This window comes from Mesorhizobium sp. M1A.F.Ca.ET.072.01.1.1 (assembly GCF_004023325.1).
Taxonomy (GTDB): domain Bacteria; phylum Pseudomonadota; class Alphaproteobacteria; order Rhizobiales; family Rhizobiaceae; genus Mesorhizobium.
Map to the genome: position 1 here is coordinate 1 of NZ_RZSF01000160.1, position 14925 is coordinate 14925.

Annotated in this window: 9 protein-coding genes and 1 pseudogene; 8 read left to right on the top strand and 2 right to left on the bottom strand. The window is 66.1% G+C overall.

Annotated features, from left to right (window positions below):
- The 8 genes and pseudogenes from EOA32_RS21055 to EOA32_RS21090 form a co-directional block, all read left to right on the top strand.
- Nucleotides 1-993, top strand: a 993-nt coding sequence (locus tag EOA32_RS21055; protein ID WP_128372769.1) for an adenosylhomocysteinase, incomplete at its 5' end; no start/stop codon positions are given.
- 188 nt (nt 994-1181) lie between these two features.
- Nucleotides 1182-3737 (top strand): PAS domain-containing sensor histidine kinase, encoded by a 2556-nt coding sequence (locus EOA32_RS21060; protein WP_128372770.1) that lies wholly within the window; start codon nt 1182-1184, stop codon nt 3735-3737.
- A gap of 6 nt (nt 3738-3743) precedes the next feature.
- A complete protein-coding gene (gene tsaE, locus EOA32_RS21065) occupies nt 3744-5255 on the top strand; it encodes a tRNA (adenosine(37)-N6)-threonylcarbamoyltransferase complex ATPase subunit type 1 TsaE (protein ID WP_128372771.1) in 1512 nt (503 codons plus the stop codon).
- Nucleotides 5252-6013 (top strand): nucleotidyltransferase family protein, encoded by a 762-nt coding sequence (locus EOA32_RS21070; RefSeq protein WP_128372772.1) that lies wholly within the window; start codon nt 5252-5254, stop codon nt 6011-6013. The genes tsaE and EOA32_RS21070 overlap by 4 nt, the downstream gene beginning before the upstream one ends.
- Nucleotides 6014-6073: 60 nt before the next feature.
- Nucleotides 6074-9193, top strand: coding sequence for a double-strand break repair protein AddB (gene addB / locus EOA32_RS21075; RefSeq protein ID WP_128372773.1), 3120 nt, complete (start codon nt 6074-6076; stop codon nt 9191-9193).
- Nucleotides 9190-12702, top strand: a complete 3513-nt coding sequence (gene addA / locus EOA32_RS21080; protein WP_128372774.1) for a double-strand break repair helicase AddA — start codon at nt 9190-9192, stop codon at nt 12700-12702. The genes addB and addA overlap by 4 nt, the downstream gene beginning before the upstream one ends.
- A 74-nt stretch (nt 12703-12776) precedes the next feature.
- Nucleotides 12777-13099 (top strand): annotated as a pseudogene (trxA, locus tag EOA32_RS21085) (thioredoxin).
- A gap of 130 nt (nt 13100-13229) precedes the next feature.
- Nucleotides 13230-13511, top strand: coding sequence for a cupin domain-containing protein (locus EOA32_RS21090; protein WP_067002933.1), 282 nt, complete (start codon nt 13230-13232; stop codon nt 13509-13511).
- Nucleotides 13512-13529: 18 nt separating this feature from the next.
- Here EOA32_RS21090 and EOA32_RS21095 read toward each other — a convergent pair whose 3' ends face one another.
- Nucleotides 13530-13949 carry a VOC family protein gene (locus EOA32_RS21095; protein WP_095827279.1) on the bottom strand — a complete coding sequence of 140 codons (420 nt, stop codon included), beginning with the start codon at nt 13947-13949 and terminating at the stop codon, nt 13530-13532.
- A gap of 29 nt (nt 13950-13978) precedes the next feature.
- Nucleotides 13979-14925, bottom strand: a 947-nt coding sequence (locus EOA32_RS21100; RefSeq protein WP_128372776.1) for a Mur ligase family protein, incomplete at its 5' end; no start/stop codon positions are given.

The window sequence follows — 14925 nt, forward strand, 5'->3', positions numbered from 1 at the left end:
ACCATGTACATTCTGCTCGGCGCGCGCGCCGAGGCGGGTGAGGACGTGCTGTCCAATCCGGGCAGCGAAGAGGAAGAGATCCTGTTCGCCCAGATCAAGAAGCGCATGAAGGCTTCGCCGGGCTTCTTCGCCAAGCAGAAGGAAGCGATCCGCGGCGTCACCGAGGAGACGACCACCGGCGTCAACCGCCTCTACCAGTTGCAGAAGAAAGGCCTGCTGCCCTTCCCGGCGATCAACGTCAACGACTCCGTCACCAAGTCGAAATTCGACAACAAATACGGCTGCAAGGAATCGCTGGTCGACGGCATCCGCCGTGGCACCGACACGATGATGGCCGGCAAGGTCGCCGTGGTCTGCGGCTATGGCGACGTCGGCAAAGGCTCTTCGGCCTCGCTGCGCGGCGCCGGCGCTCGCGTCAAGGTGACCGAGGTCGACCCGATCTGCGCGCTGCAGGCGGCGATGGACGGCTACGAAGTCGTCACGCTGGAAGACGCAGCCCCCACCGCCGACATCGTCATCACCACCACCGGCAACAAGGACGTCGTCACGCTCGACCATATGCGGGCGATGAAGGACATGGTGATCGTCGGCAACATCGGCCACTTCGACAACGAGATCCAGGTGGCGTCTCTGCGCAACCTGAAATGGACCAACGTCAAGCCGCAGGTGGACATGATCACCTTCCCGGACGGCAAGCGGATGATTCTTCTGTCCGAGGGCCGCCTGCTCAACCTAGGCAACGCCACGGGCCATCCGAGCTTCGTCATGTCGGCTTCGTTTACCAACCAGGTGCTGGCTCAGATCGAGCTCTTCACCAAGCACGGCCAGTACCAGAACCAGGTCTATGTGCTGCCCAAGCATCTCGACGAGAAGGTGGCGCGGCTACATCTCGACAAGCTTGGCGCGCGCCTCACCGAGCTCTCTTCCGAGCAGGCGGCCTATATCGGCGTGACGCCGCAGGGCCCGTTCAAGCCTGAGCACTACCGCTATTAACCAAAACGAAAATATCTACAACATATTGAAGCCGGGTGTTGACTTTGCGCCCGGCTTCATTTTTTGCACCTGTGATTCTTCACGCCGATTCCGGCAGGCGTTATTGTTGTGATTCGCGGTCCGGGGACAGTTGGGCCGGGGACGCATTCAGGGCGGTCTTGCATTCAAGCGGCGAAGAGGACCAAGACATGCCGGGGGATAACCCGCCACGCGCGGGAAAGGCCGTTTCCGGCGGCCACGAGGATTCGATCACGACCGGCTCCGCCGCGGCGGGCGGAGCCCTCTCATGGCGCGCCGGCGCCCGTCTCGGCACGCTTCTTGGCGCCGCCACGTCTGCCGCCCCATTGCTTAGCGTTGCGGCGCATGCCGATACGGGCGTGGCCGCGGCGGTCAGCACGGTCGAAGTGATGCAACTTGCCATGTTTGCCGGCGTCATGGGGGCAGCCCTTGTCTCGGCCATCTTCCTGATCCGCGAGCGGGCACGGACGGCGTCGCAAAATGTCCAGCTCAGGGCGCGAATCGCCGACGTCAACGCGGCCCTGCAGCGCTCCGAGGCGCTGCTCAATTTGCGCGACCAGCGCGTCGTCGTGTGGAGTTCGGAGATCAAGAAACCGGAGCTGATCGGCAGCCTGCCGCTCGAAAGCGGCGCACCGGACGAGCGGTCCGCCTTCCTCGCTTTCGGCCGCTGGCTGATGCCGCGCTCCGCCGCGGCGCTCGAGAACGCCATAGCGGCGCTGCGCGACCAGGCGAAGACTTTCGACCTCGTCATCGAAACGCAGGCGGGCATGCCGCTGGAGGTGCATGGCCGCAAGAGCGCCGCGCATGTCCTGGTCCGCTTCATATCGCTGTCGGAAACGCTGCGCAGCCAGGCCCGGCTGAAGATCGAGAACCAGCGGCTCAGCGCCGACTACGATACCATGCTCGGCCTGCTCGACGCGCTGAAGATGCCGACATGGCTGCGGGCGGCCGACGGTCGGCTGAAATGGGTCAACCGCGCCTATGCCGAGGCTGTCGAAGCGGGAAGCGCGGAGGCCGCCGTGCGCGAGGCCAAGGAGTTCCTCGGCGGACAGGCGCGCGAGCAGATTGCCGAACAGCACAAGTCGCGCCCCGTCTTCGAGCAGACATTGTCGACGGTGATCGAGGGTGATCGCCACATGTTTTCGGTCACCGACTTTGCCAGCGCCGACGGCTCGGCGGGGCTCGCCTGCGACATCAGCGCCATCGAGACGATCCGCGCCGAATATGAGCGCACCGTGCGCAGCCATGCCGACACGCTCGACCAGCTCAACACGGCGGTGGCGATCTTCGATACCGATGAAAACCTGCGCTTTTTCAACCAGGCATTCCAGAAACTGTGGGGCCTGGACGGCGGCTTCCTGCACAGTGCCCCCTCCAACGCGCTGCTGCTCGACCGGCTGCGCAGCGAAGGCAAGATCGCCGAACAGCCGGAATGGCGGCGCTGGAAGGAGAACCTGCTCGGCGCCTATCGCGCCGTCGAATCGCAGGAGCATTGGTGGCACCTGCCGGACGGCAAGACGATCCGCGTGGTGGCCAACCCGCAGCCCAAGGGCGGCGTCACCTGGGTGTTCGAGAATCTGACCGAGAAGATGGACCTCGAAAGCCGCTACCAGACCGCCGTGCGTGTGCAGGGCGAGACGCTGGACAATCTGGCGGAGGGCGTGGCGGTGTTCGGCCCGGACGGACGGCTGCGCCTGTCCAACCCCGCCTTTATCGCGCTGTGGGGGCTGGCGCCGGACGCGATCAAGGCTAACGTGCATGTCTCGGCGATCCGCGATCTTTGCGACCAACGCGCGGCAGACAGTCCGTGGGGCGGCTTCGTCGCCGCCATCACCGGCTTCGACGACGAGCGCCGCGACCGCCACGGCCAGGCGGAACTCGTCAACGGCACGGTGCTGAGCTATGCCGTGATCCACCTGCCCAACGGGCAAGTGATGATGACCTTTGTCGACGTCACCGACACCGTCAATGTCGAGCGGGCGCTGAAGGACAGGAACGAGGCGCTGGAGAAGTCAGACCAGTTGAAGAACGAGTTCGTGCAGCACGTCTCCTACGAACTGCGCTCGCCGCTGACCAACATCATCGGCTTCACCGAACTGCTGTCGCTGCCGACGACGGGACCGCTGACGCCGAAGCAGCGCGAATATGTCGAGCATGTCGGCTCGTCGTCCTCGGTGCTGCTCACCATCGTCAACGACATACTGGATCTTGCGACGGTCGATGCCGGCATCATGCAGCTCGACATTTCCGAGATGAGCATCGACAGGACGATCGCCGCGGCCGCCGAGCTGGTCGCCGATCGGCTGGAGGAGCATCAGATCAAGCTCAAGGTCGACGCTGCATCGGCGCCGAAGAGCTTCCACGGCGACGAGATCCGGGTCCGCCAGATCCTCTACAATCTCTTGAGCAATGCCGCGAATTATGCCCCAGCGGCGAGCACGATCACGCTCGCTTGCCGTCAAATGGCCGACGGCGTCGAATTTTCGGTGCATGACGACGGGCCGGGCATGCCGCCGGACGTGCTGGAATCGGTCTTCCGACGCTTCGAGCCGCGCGCCAATGGCGGCCGCCGACGCGGCGCCGGGTTGGGGCTGTCGATCGTCAAGAGCTTCGTCGAATTGCATGGCGGAACGGTGCGCATCGAGACCGGCGCGGACAAGGGCACGACCGTGATCTGCACCTTCCCGGAGACGCCCTCCGGCGGCATCCGCGAAGCGGCCGAGTAACGCGCTTTGGCAGAAACGGTGTTGGAACGATTTCTCGCCGACGAGGCGGCGACCGCAAGGCTTGGCGAAGACCTTGCCATGGCGCTGCGGGCTGGCGACGCAATTGCGCTGAAAGGCGATCTCGGCGCCGGCAAGTCGACGCTGGCCCGCGCGCTCATCCGGGCGCTTGCCGACGACGCCGGCCTCGAAGTGCCGAGCCCGACCTTCACGCTGGTGCAGAGCTACGAGACGCGGATACCCGTGCACCATTTCGACCTCTACCGCCTATCCTCGCCGGACGAGCTCGACGAGCTCGGCCTCGACGACGCGCTGGCGCAGGGCGCGGCACTGATCGAATGGCCGGACCGAGCCGGCGACCAGCTGCCGGCAAATGCGCTCCAGGTCGAGCTTATCGAGCAGGGCGCGGGCCGGTCGGCAAGGATCTCCGGACAGGGAGCCGCCTTCGAGCGCGCGGCGCGCTCGAAGGCGATGCGTGATTTCCTGGCCTCGGCCGGCTGGGGCGAAGCGAGCCGCCGTCATTTCGTCGGCGACGCGTCCGCCCGTTCCTACGAGATCGCCTCGCTTCCCGGCCGGGCGCCGCGGGTGCTGATGAACTCGCCGCGCCTGGTGCTCGGACCGCCGGTGCGGGACGGCAAGCCTTACGCCGTGATCGCTCACACCGCACAATCGGTCACCGCCTTCGTCGCCATCGACCGGGCGCTTCTCGCCGCCGGCGTCAGCGTGCCGCTTATCCATGCGCAGGATCTCGACCAGGGCTTTCTGCTGCTCGAACATCTCGGCTCGGAAGGATTTTTGGGCGGCGACGGCCAGCCGATCGTCGAGCGCTATGAGGCAGCGGCGGAGCTGCTCGCCATGATGCATGGCAAGGCCTGGCCGGACCGCATGGAGGCCGCGCCGGGCGTGTACCACGACGTTCCGCCCTTTGACCGCGAGGCGATGCTGATCGAAGCGGACCTTCTGGTCGATTGGTATGTGCCGATGGTCACCGGCCAGCCGGCAAGCGATGCATTGCGGGCAGGCTACCACAAGGCATGGAACGCGGTGCTCGACCGGCTCGAGGGCCAGGAATACACGCTGATGCTGCGCGACTTCCATTCGCCCAACATCATCTGGCGGGCAGAGCGTTCCGGCCTCGATCGGCTCGGCATCATCGACGTGCAGGACGCGCTGATTGGCCCGGCGGCTTACGACGTCGCCTCTTTGGCCATGGATGCGCGTGTCACCGTCTCGACCGAGATCGAGCGGCGGACGGTCGAAGCCTATGTCGCAGCGCGGCGTTCGGCCGGCGCCTTCGACGAAGCCGGCTTCGCCGAGGCCTATGCGATCATGGCGGCGCAGCGCAATTCGAAGATCCTCGGCATCTTCGTGCGGCTCGAAAAGCGCGACGGCAAGCCCTACTATCTGAAGCACCTGCCGCGCATCCGCGACTATCTGAGGCGGGCGCTGGCGCATCCGGCGCTTGCCGGCCTGAAGGAATTTTACATGGCCCACGGCCTGCTCGAGGAGCGCTCGCCATGAAGCCGAAGACCGCGATGGTGCTTGCGGCCGGTCTCGGCAAGCGCATGCGGCCCATCACCGACACGATGCCGAAGCCGCTGGTGACGATCGCCGGCAAGACCTTGCTCGACTGGGGGTTGGACAGCCTGGAAGCCGCCGGCGTCGCCAGCGCCGTCGTCAACGTTCACTACCTGCCGGAGCAGATCATCGCCCATGTCGCTGGCCGCCAGGCGCCGAAGATCGACATTTCCGACGAGCGCGCGGGCTTGCTGGACTCAGCCGGCGGCATCGTCAAGGCGCTGCCGCTCTTGGGGAGCGAGCCCTTCTACATCATCAATGCCGATACGTTCTGGATCGACAGCGGCGAGCCCAGCCTCGAGCGCCTCGCCCTTGCATGGGACGCCGCCAGAATGGATATTCTGCTGATGCTCACCGATCTCGACTCAGCGATCGGACACTGCGTCGGCACCGATTTCCTCGTGGCGCCGGACGGCGCGCTGCGCCGTTCCAAAGGCGACCCTGCCGGCTTGATCTATGCCGGTGCCGCGATCATCGATCCGCGCATCTTCAAGGATGCGCCCGAAGGCCCGCATTCGATCAACGCCTATTTCGACAAAGCAATCGCCGCCGGCCGCCTGTTCGGCATGAAGATGAGAGGCCGCTGGATCACCGTCGGGACGCCGGACGCCATTCCGGCGGCCGAAGCGGCGGTCACCGGCGCGCTCGCGACCGCATCGGCCCAAAAATCGGGTCCGATTTTTGGAAAGCACGATGCATAGACTCCAAGAGTTAGATCGTCGTTTGTGCGCTCAAACGGGCGCACGGCGATCTAATACGGTATGAGCGGCTCGCGCCGCGTCTTTTCCATCCCGTCCGGAGCGCCGTTCCTGCCGACGCTGGCGGAGGCGTTGCTCGAAGGCCGCCTGATCCCAACCTTCCGCTTCGACGGCGAGCCGCTGGCGCTGGCTGACGCGACCATCTATGTGCCGACGCGGCGCGCGGCGCGCGCCCTGCGCGGCGCCTTCGTCGACATGCTCGGCAGACGCTCGGCCATCTTGCCGACGGTGCGGCCGCTCGGCGAGTTCGACGAGGACGAGGCCGCCTTTGACGCCGAGGCGGCACCGGCAATAGACCTCGCACCGCCGATCGCCGCGCAGGAAAGGCTGCTGTTGCTGGCGCCGCTGGTGCGCGCCTGGAAGGAAAGCCTGCCGGCGCATGTCAAGGCTCGCTTCAGCGAGGAGTTCGTCGTGCCGACCTCGGCCGCCGACGCCATCTGGCTTTCGCGCGACCTTGCCCGGCTGATGGACGAGATCGAGACCGAGGGGACGGACTGGGCGAAGCTCGCCACGCTGGTCACCGGCAACCTTGCCGGCTGGTGGCAGGTGACGCTCGATTTCCTCGCCATCGTCACCGACAACTGGCCGGAGTTGCTCAAAGAGCGTGACCGCTCCAATCCGGCCGCGCACCGCAGCGCGCTGATCCGGCTGGAAGCGGCGCGGCTGAAGCGCAGTCCGCCGACCGGACCGGTGATCGCCGCCGGTTCGACCGGCTCCATTCCCGCCACCGCCGAGCTGCTTGCCGTGATCGCCGGCTTACCCAACGGCACCGTCGTGCTGCCCGGGCTCGACCGCGAGCTTGACGACACGTCCTTCGCAGCGATAACGGCGCCCGGCGCGCGGCCGGCAACACTTGGTCACCCACAATACGGTCTCGCCAAGCTGATCGGCAGCATTGGCATTGAGCGCCGCGATGTCGAGGAGATCGGCGCTGCGTCAAGACCGCTCGCATTACGCGCCGCCCTTGTCGGCGAGGCCCTGCGGCCGGCCGAGACCACCGAGCTTTGGACGAAGTCGCGGCCGCGTTTCCCGGTCAACGATGTCGAGCAGGCGCTGGCCGGCGTGACGCTGGTCGAGGCTGCCAATGAGCGCGACGAGGCGGCAGCGATTGCCATTGCGCTAAAGCGCGCAGTGGAACTGCCGGGCAAGCGCGCGGCACTCGTCACCGGCGACCGCGCCCTGGCGCGACGCGTCTCGGCCGAGCTGCTACGCTTCGGCGTCGTCGCCGACGATTCCGGCGGCACGCCGCTAGCCAACACGCCGGCCGCCAGCCTGCTCAGGCTGGCGCTAGGCGCAGCATTCCGGCCAGGCGATCCGGTGGGTCTATTGTCGCTGCTCAAGCATCCGCTGCTTGGCCTCGGTCTCGAACGCCAGAGCGTGCGCAAGGCTGCCGAGCTGATCGAGCTGGTGGCGCTGCGCGGCGGCACCGGCCGGCCGGACGCCGCTTCCCTCGACGCGCTTTTCGAGACGCGGCTCGCGGGCCTTGGCGGCGACAGCCGTCAGCCCTTCTGGTTCCAGCGCCTTACGGTACGCGGTATCGAAGAGGCGCGGGCAGTGCTCAATCGCCTCACCGATGCGCTATCCCCGCTCACTGCGATGCGCGGCGAGAAGGATGCCGATATCGCGACATTGACGCGGGCGAGCGTCGTGGCGCTGGAAGGTCTCGGCCGCGCGGCCGATGACAGCCTGACCAGCCTCTATGCCGGCGACGCCGGCGAGAAGCTCGCCGAGCTTCTGCGCGGGCTGGTTGCCGTGTCATCGCCGTTTATGATCGGTGCGGGCGAATGGCCCGACGTGATGGAGGCGCTGATCGCGCCGGAAACGGTCAAGCCGGCGCAAGGCACCGACCGCAACATCGCCATCTGGGGAGCGCTGGAAGCTCGCCTGCAAAGCGTCGACACGCTGGTCATCGGCGGCCTCAATGAAGGGGTCTGGCCGCGCAAGCCCGAGAGCGACCGGTTCATGTCGCGGCTGATGAAGACCGGCATCGATCTCGAGCCGCCGGAGCGGCGCATCGGCCTTGCCGCGCATGATTTCCAGATTGCGATGGGTACTGAAACGGTGGTGCTGACGCGCTCGGCCCGATCCGGCGACGCGCCGGCGGTGCCGTCGCGCTGGCTGCAGCGCATCCTGACCTTCATCGGCAAGGACCAGGCGACGGCAGTTCGCCGGCGCGGCGACGCGCAGCTTGCCTGGGCGCGCGCGCTCGATGCCGGCGACAGGAAGGATTTCGCGTCCCGTCCACAGCCGAAACCGCCGCTGCACCTGCGGCCACAGCATTTCTCGGTCACCGAGATCGAGACGCTGCGCCGCGACCCCTATGCGATCTATGCCAGGCGGATTCTCGGCCTGATGCCGCTCGACCCGGTGATCCGCGACCCCGGTGCTGCCGAACGCGGCACGCTGTTCCACGAAATCCTGCATTTGTTTTCGCGAAGGGTGGAAGATCCGAGGGCGCCGGGCGCGCTGGCAGCCCTCATCGAGGCCGGTCGCGCGTGCTTTGCCGACGCGGCACTTCCGCCCGATATCGAGGCGGTGTGGTGGCCGCGCTTCGAAAAGCTCGCGGAAAACATCATCGAATGGGAGCATACCCGCGCCGACGCCGTCGCCCGGCGCTATGCCGAGGAACGCGCCGAAAAGACCGTTGTCGGCCGCACCGGCATCACGCTTTCGGGCTATGCCGACCGGGTCGACCTTCTCGCAGGTGGCATGGCCGACATCCTCGACTACAAGACCGGTTCCTCGCCTTCGAAGGCGCAGGCGCATACGCTTCTGTCGCCGCAGCTTGCACTCGAGGGCGCGCTTCTTCGGCGAGGCGCCTTCAAGGAGCTCGGCATCTGCGAGCCCTCGCAGCTTGCCTTCGTGCGGCTGAAGCCGAACGGTGAGGTGTTCGAGGAATCGATCCTCGAATACAACCGCAAGCCGAAGACCGCCAACGAGCTTGCCGAGGAAGCGTGGGCGCGGCTGGAAAGGCTGCTCTTCCACTATGCTGACCCGACCACCGGCTATCTGTCACGCGCGCTGCCGTTCCGCGAAGGCGAGGCCGATGGCGACTACGACCATCTGGCGCGCGTGCTGGAATGGTCGGCCGGCGGCGCAAGCGAGGACGAGGCGGAAGGATGAGATATCCGATCCCCTCCGACACCGCCGCCAGCCAGGCGCGCGCTTCCGATCCGCAAAATTCCGCCTGGGTCTCGGCCAATGCCGGCTCGGGCAAGACCCATGTGCTGGCGCAACGCGTCATCCGGCTTCTGCTCAACGGCACCGATCCGTCGAAGATCCTGTGCCTGACCTACACGCGCGCCGCCGCCGCCAACATGTCGAACCGCGTGTTCTCGACGTTGTCGGAGTGGACGGCGCTTCCAGACGCCGAGCTTGCGACACGGATCGCGGCGCTCGACGGGCGGGCGGCCGACCGCGATACGATGCGGCGCGCGCGCCGATTGTTTGCCGAGGCGCTGGAAACGCCGGGTGGCCTGAAAATTCAGACCATCCACGCCTTCTGCGAATCGGTGCTGCATCAGTTCCCGCTGGAAGCCAACATCCCGGCGCATTTCGACATGCTCGATCCGCAGATGGAGGCCTCGCTTTTCGCGGATGCGCGCCGCGACATGATTTCGGGTGCCGGCGCCGGTGTCGAAGGCCTGGCGGAAGCCTTTGCCACGCTGCTGGAGCGCGGCGGCGAATTCGGGCTCGACATGCTGCTCTCCGAGATCGTCGGCAAGCGCGACGAACTGCGCGCCTTTATCGAAAAGCTGGGCAGGGACCGGGAATTCCGGCTGCTGTTCGCCGAATTCGGCTTCAAACCCGGACAGACGGCAGCCGGCATTGCCGCTTCGGTCTGGCCGCTGCCGGGCTTTGGGCCGAGCCAGTTCGCTGAATTCGCGCGCGCCGCCGAAGCCGCCGACGCGCGGCAAGTGCTGAACAACGTGCTGCCCTATGCGCAGACCGCTTTTGCCGAAGCCGATCCGATCAGGCGACTGCGACTGCTCGCCAAGGCATTTCTGCGCTCCGATGGCGACCCTTACGATCCACCGAAGATCTTCAAGAAAGCGCTGGTCGACAGGCTGCCCGACCTGCCCGAGCGCTATCTCGCGGCGGCCAAGGCGATCCTCGATGTATCGGACCGGCTGGCGCTGTTCCGCATGCTCGAAGGCACGGCCGCCGCGCTCACCGTCGCCGGCTGGCTGATCGCCCGCTACGAGCAGTTGAAGCGAAGCCGCGGTTTCCTCGACTTCAACGATTTGATCACCCGCACGGTCAGCCTGCTGTCGCGGCCCGATGCCGGGCCGTGGGTGCAGTTCAAGCTCGACCAGGGCATCGACCATATCCTGCTCGACGAGGCGCAGGACACCAGTCCCGACCAGTGGGAAGTGGTGAAGAAGCTGACGGAAGAATTCTTCGCCGGGCTCGGCCAGCGCGAGACGGTGCGGCGCACCGTGTTCGCCGTCGGCGACGAGAAACAGTCGATCTACTCCTTTCAAGGCGCAGCGCCCGATTCCTTTGCCGAAAGCCGGCTTTTGTTTGCCGGGCGGGTGCGCGACGCGGAGGCTTCGTTTGCCGACCTGAAGCTCACCTGGTCGTTCCGCTCGAGCGACGACGTGCTCGCCGCCGTCGACCGCGTCTTCGCCGAACCAGGCGTGCGGCGCGGCATCAGCCACGATCCCGATCCGCTCAGCCACAAGGCGATCCGCACCGATGCGCCGGGCTATGTCGAGGTGTGGCCCTCGATCGGCGCCGAAATGGTCGAAGAGCCCGACGACTGGACCTTGCCGGTCAACCACGCCAGCGCGCCCGCCGTGCGCGTGGCCGAACATGTGGCAACGACGATCCAGAACTGGCTGCGCCACGGCGAGGCCATCGAAGGCAAGGGCCGCAAGCTGACCGCCGGCGACATCCTGGTGCTGGTGCGCAAGCGCGATCGCTTCGTGCACGCGCTGTCGCGCAGCCTCAAGAACCGGCAGATCCCGGTCGCCGGCGCCGACAGGCTGAGCCTTCCCGGCCATATCGCCGTGCAGGACCTGATCGCGCTCGGCCATTTTTTGATTCAGCCGGAGGACGACCTGTCCCTGGCCGCCGTGCTGCGCAGCCCGATCTTCGAGGTTTCCGAGGAGACGTTGCTCACGCTCGCCGGCGAGCGGCCAAAGGGCCAGTCGCTGATCGCATCACTCCGGCAGCATGCCGGCGGAGACGAGGCCCTGGCTGCCGTTGTTAGCCGGCTCGATGGCTGGGCGACTGAGGTGGCGTTCAAGCCGGTCTTCGAATTCTATGCCGCCGCGCTTTCGCGTGACGGCCTGCGCCGCAAGATGACGGCCCGGCTCGGGCCGGAAGCCGGCGACATCCTCGACGAGTTCCTGAGTTTCTGCCTGGCTGAGGAACGTACCGGCCTGCCGGGGCTGGAATCCTTCCTCTCGACGCTGGAAAACAGCGGGCCGGAGATCAAGCGCGAGATGGACCAGACCCGCAACGAGGTGCGCGTCATGACCGTGCACGCCGCCAAGGGCCTGGAGGCGCCGGTCGTCTTCCTGGTCGACGGCGGCTCGGCGCCGTTCAGCGACCAGCACCTGCCGCGGCTGATGGCCTTCGAAAGCTCGGGCGCTGATTGGAAGGGCAAGGGCTATCTCTGGCGCTCGGCGAGTGACGTCGCCAACGGCGTTTCGAAAGCGGCCTCGGCGCGGGCGCGCGAGCTTGCCGACGACGAATACCGGCGGCTGCTCTATGTCGGCATGACGCGCGCCGAGGACCGGCTGATCGTCTGCGGCTATCACGGCAAGCGCGCGCCGAGCACCGGCACCTGGCATTCGATCGTCAGCCGGGCACTGCTGGGTGCGCCGGAAAGCGCTGAACGGCGGCATCCGGCGACACCCGATGTGGCAGTACATCGCTTCCATATGACCAAGCTGCCGCCGATGGCGCTCAATCAGGCTGAGGAGACGATACCGTTCGATCATGCCGCGCCGCTGCCGGACGACCTGGCCCGGCCGCTCCCGCCCTATGAGGACTTGCCGCGACCGCTCTCGCCTTCAGGCGCCTCGGCGCTGATCGACGAAGCGACTGAAAGCTTGCCCGACACGCGCTCGCCGGTGCTCGATGCGGAAACCGAACCAGGCTTTGCGGTGATGCGCGGGCTTGCACTGCACAAATTGCTGCAGATGCTGCCCGGCATCGCCGAGGACGAGAGGCGGAGCGCGGCCGAGCGCTATCTGGCGCGCGCCGGCGCCGACTGGCCGGCCGAAGAGCGCGACACCGCGCTGGAAGCCGTGCTTTCCATCCTGTTCGACAGAAGCTTCGGGGCGCTGTTCTCGCCGTCCTCGCGGGCGGAAGTCGCCATCATGGGCAGCCTGGAGGTGAAGGGCAAGCTGCGCTCCATCTCCGGCAAGATCGACAGGCTGGCCGTCACTGCGGAAACGGTCTCGATCGTCGACTACAAGACCAACCGGCCGGCGCCGGCCAGCCCGGCCGAAGTGCCGCCGGCCTATGTCCTGCAGCTTGCGCTCTACCGCGCGCTGCTTCAGCCGCTCTATCCGGGCCGCACGGTGACGGCCGCGCTGCTGTTCACGGAGGCGCCGCGCCTGATCGAGCTGCCGGCAGCGGCCATGGACGGTGCCCTTGCCCGACTCACGGGAGCGTGACACAAGAACTGCTTGAACATCGCCACCACGGCCACCACATTTGGTGCAACCCGAGTTTTCGAAAGGATTTCAGCATGGCCACCGTCAAGGTCGACAAGGGCAATTTCCAGGCCGATGTGCTCAATGCCAAGGAGCCGGTTGTGGTGGATTTCTGGGCCGAGTGGTGCGGTCCGTGCAAGATGATCGCCCCGGCGTTGGAAGACATCGCCAAGGAGCTCGGCTCGAAGGTGAAGGTCGCCAAGCTCAACATCGACGAGAATCCCGAGTTGGCCGCCCAGTACGGCGTACGCTCGATCCCGACGCTGATGATCTTCAAGGGTGGCGAAGTGGCCGACATGAAGGTGGGTGCGGCACCGAAGACCGCCTGTCGCACTGGATCAATGGCAGCCTCGCCTGAGCCAATCCGAATATCAGAAAGATCGAGCCCGGCCATCGCGCCGGGCTTTTTCCTTGGCGCCATCGCTGACGGCGCTCTGGCCCTGACGCTTCGGGCAGCCATCTCCTTTCCTTAAGAAAAGGAGAGCCCCATGACCGGAACAGCCAAGGCCACAGTTCACGTCGACAATGAGCGCGTGATCGTCACCGAATACCGCTTCGCCCCGGGCGCCAACACCGGCTGGCACCGCCATGGCCACGACTATGTCATCGTGCCGCTGATGGACGGCAAGGTGAAGCTGGTGACCAAGGACGGCGAATCCTTCGCGGAGATGAAGCAAGGCGCGCCCTATTTCCGCCGGGAAGGCGTCGAGCACGATGTCATCAACGCCAATGACGGCGAATACGCCTTTATCGAGATCGAGCTGAAATAACCTTCGAGGCAGGCGCCGCTACCAATCGGCGACGCGATCGCCGCCGATGAATTGCGCGCTTTTGTCCGTGTATTCGAACAGCTCGATCTTCACGCCGTTGGGGTCTTTGATCCAGGCCTGCCAGGTGCCGTCGCAAGCGAGCTTCTTCGCCGTGACCTCGACCTCTTGCGACCGGATATGGGTGATCGCGGCGTCCATGTCTTCCACCTCCAGGCAGAAGTGGTTGATCTGGTTCGCCTCGCTGTAGCGGGCTTCGGCCTTCTCGAACACCTCGACATGGCTGCGGCCGCCGCAATCGAGATAGAAACCGAAGATCTTGCCGTCGCGCAGGAAGTTGAACCGCGTGTCCATGCCGAGCACATCCCGGTAGAAGCCGCGCGTCGCCTCAAGGTCATGCGCGAAGATGCAGACGTGGGCCAGCTGGTTCACCTTGATCACGATTGCTCCTCGCGACTGCCTCGGCGCTATCAGGTCGGCGGCGTGCCGTTCTCGTCCAGCACGGCGCCGGCGAAATATAGCGAGCCGCCGATGAGGATGCGCGGCGCCGGACCGTCCCAGCTGTCGCGCAACAGCATCAGCGCATCGGCGACGGAGTTGACCGGCTCGGCCGACAGGCCGGCCTCGGTGGCGCGCAGCGCGAGCTCGTCATTGGGCACACCGGCATCGCTCTTGCTCACCGGCACCGTGTAGACATGGCGGGCAAGCCCCTTGAAGGCGCTGAAATAGCCGGTCTGGTCCTTGGTGTTGATCATGCCGGCGATGAGGATCAGCGGGCGCGGGTTCTTTTCCTCCTGCTCGGCCAGCGCTTCGGCGATGACGACGCCGGCGCCCGGATTGTGGCCGCCGTCGAGCCAGATCTCGGCGCCCTTTGGGGCAAGCTCAACCAGCCTGCCCTGCGTCAGCTTTTGCATCCGGGCCGGCCACGCGGTGCTGGTCATCGCTTTTTCGGCAGCCCGATGGCTTATCTCGAAGCCGGCGGCCTTGACCGCGGCGATCGCCGCGGCGGCATTGGCGAACTGATGCCGACCGGGCAGGCGCGGCAGCGGCAGGTCCATCAGACCGTCCTCGTCCTGATAGACCATGCGGCCGTTCTCCTCGAAGGCCAGGAAATCCTGACCGTAGACGACGGTCGGGCAATCCAGCCGCTCGGCGGTCTCGATCAGCACCTCCAGCGCGGTCTCGCTTTCCTGCGCGCCGATCACCACCGGGCAGCCGCGCTTCATGATGCCGGCCTTTTCGGCCGCGATCAGCTCAACGCGGTCGCCGAGATAGGCTTCGTGATCCATCGACACCGGCATGATCACCGAAACGGCAGGCCGGGAAATGACATTGGTGGCATCGAAGCGGCCGCCGAGCCCGACCTCGATGATCGCCGCCTCGGCCGGATGCTCGGAAAACAGGATGAAGGTGACGG

Coding starts and splice junctions, on each gene's coding strand:
- EOA32_RS21060 (WP_128372770.1), top strand. CDS start 1,182: ATGCCGGGGGATAACCCGCCACGCGCGGGAAAGGCCGTTTCCGGCGGC.
- EOA32_RS21070 (WP_128372772.1), top strand. CDS start 5,252: ATGAAGCCGAAGACCGCGATGGTGCTTGCGGCCGGTCTCGGCAAGCGC.
- addB (WP_128372773.1), top strand. CDS start 6,074: ATGAGCGGCTCGCGCCGCGTCTTTTCCATCCCGTCCGGAGCGCCGTTC.
- addA (WP_128372774.1), top strand. CDS start 9,190: ATGAGATATCCGATCCCCTCCGACACCGCCGCCAGCCAGGCGCGCGCT.
- EOA32_RS21090 (WP_067002933.1), top strand. CDS start 13,230: ATGACCGGAACAGCCAAGGCCACAGTTCACGTCGACAATGAGCGCGTG.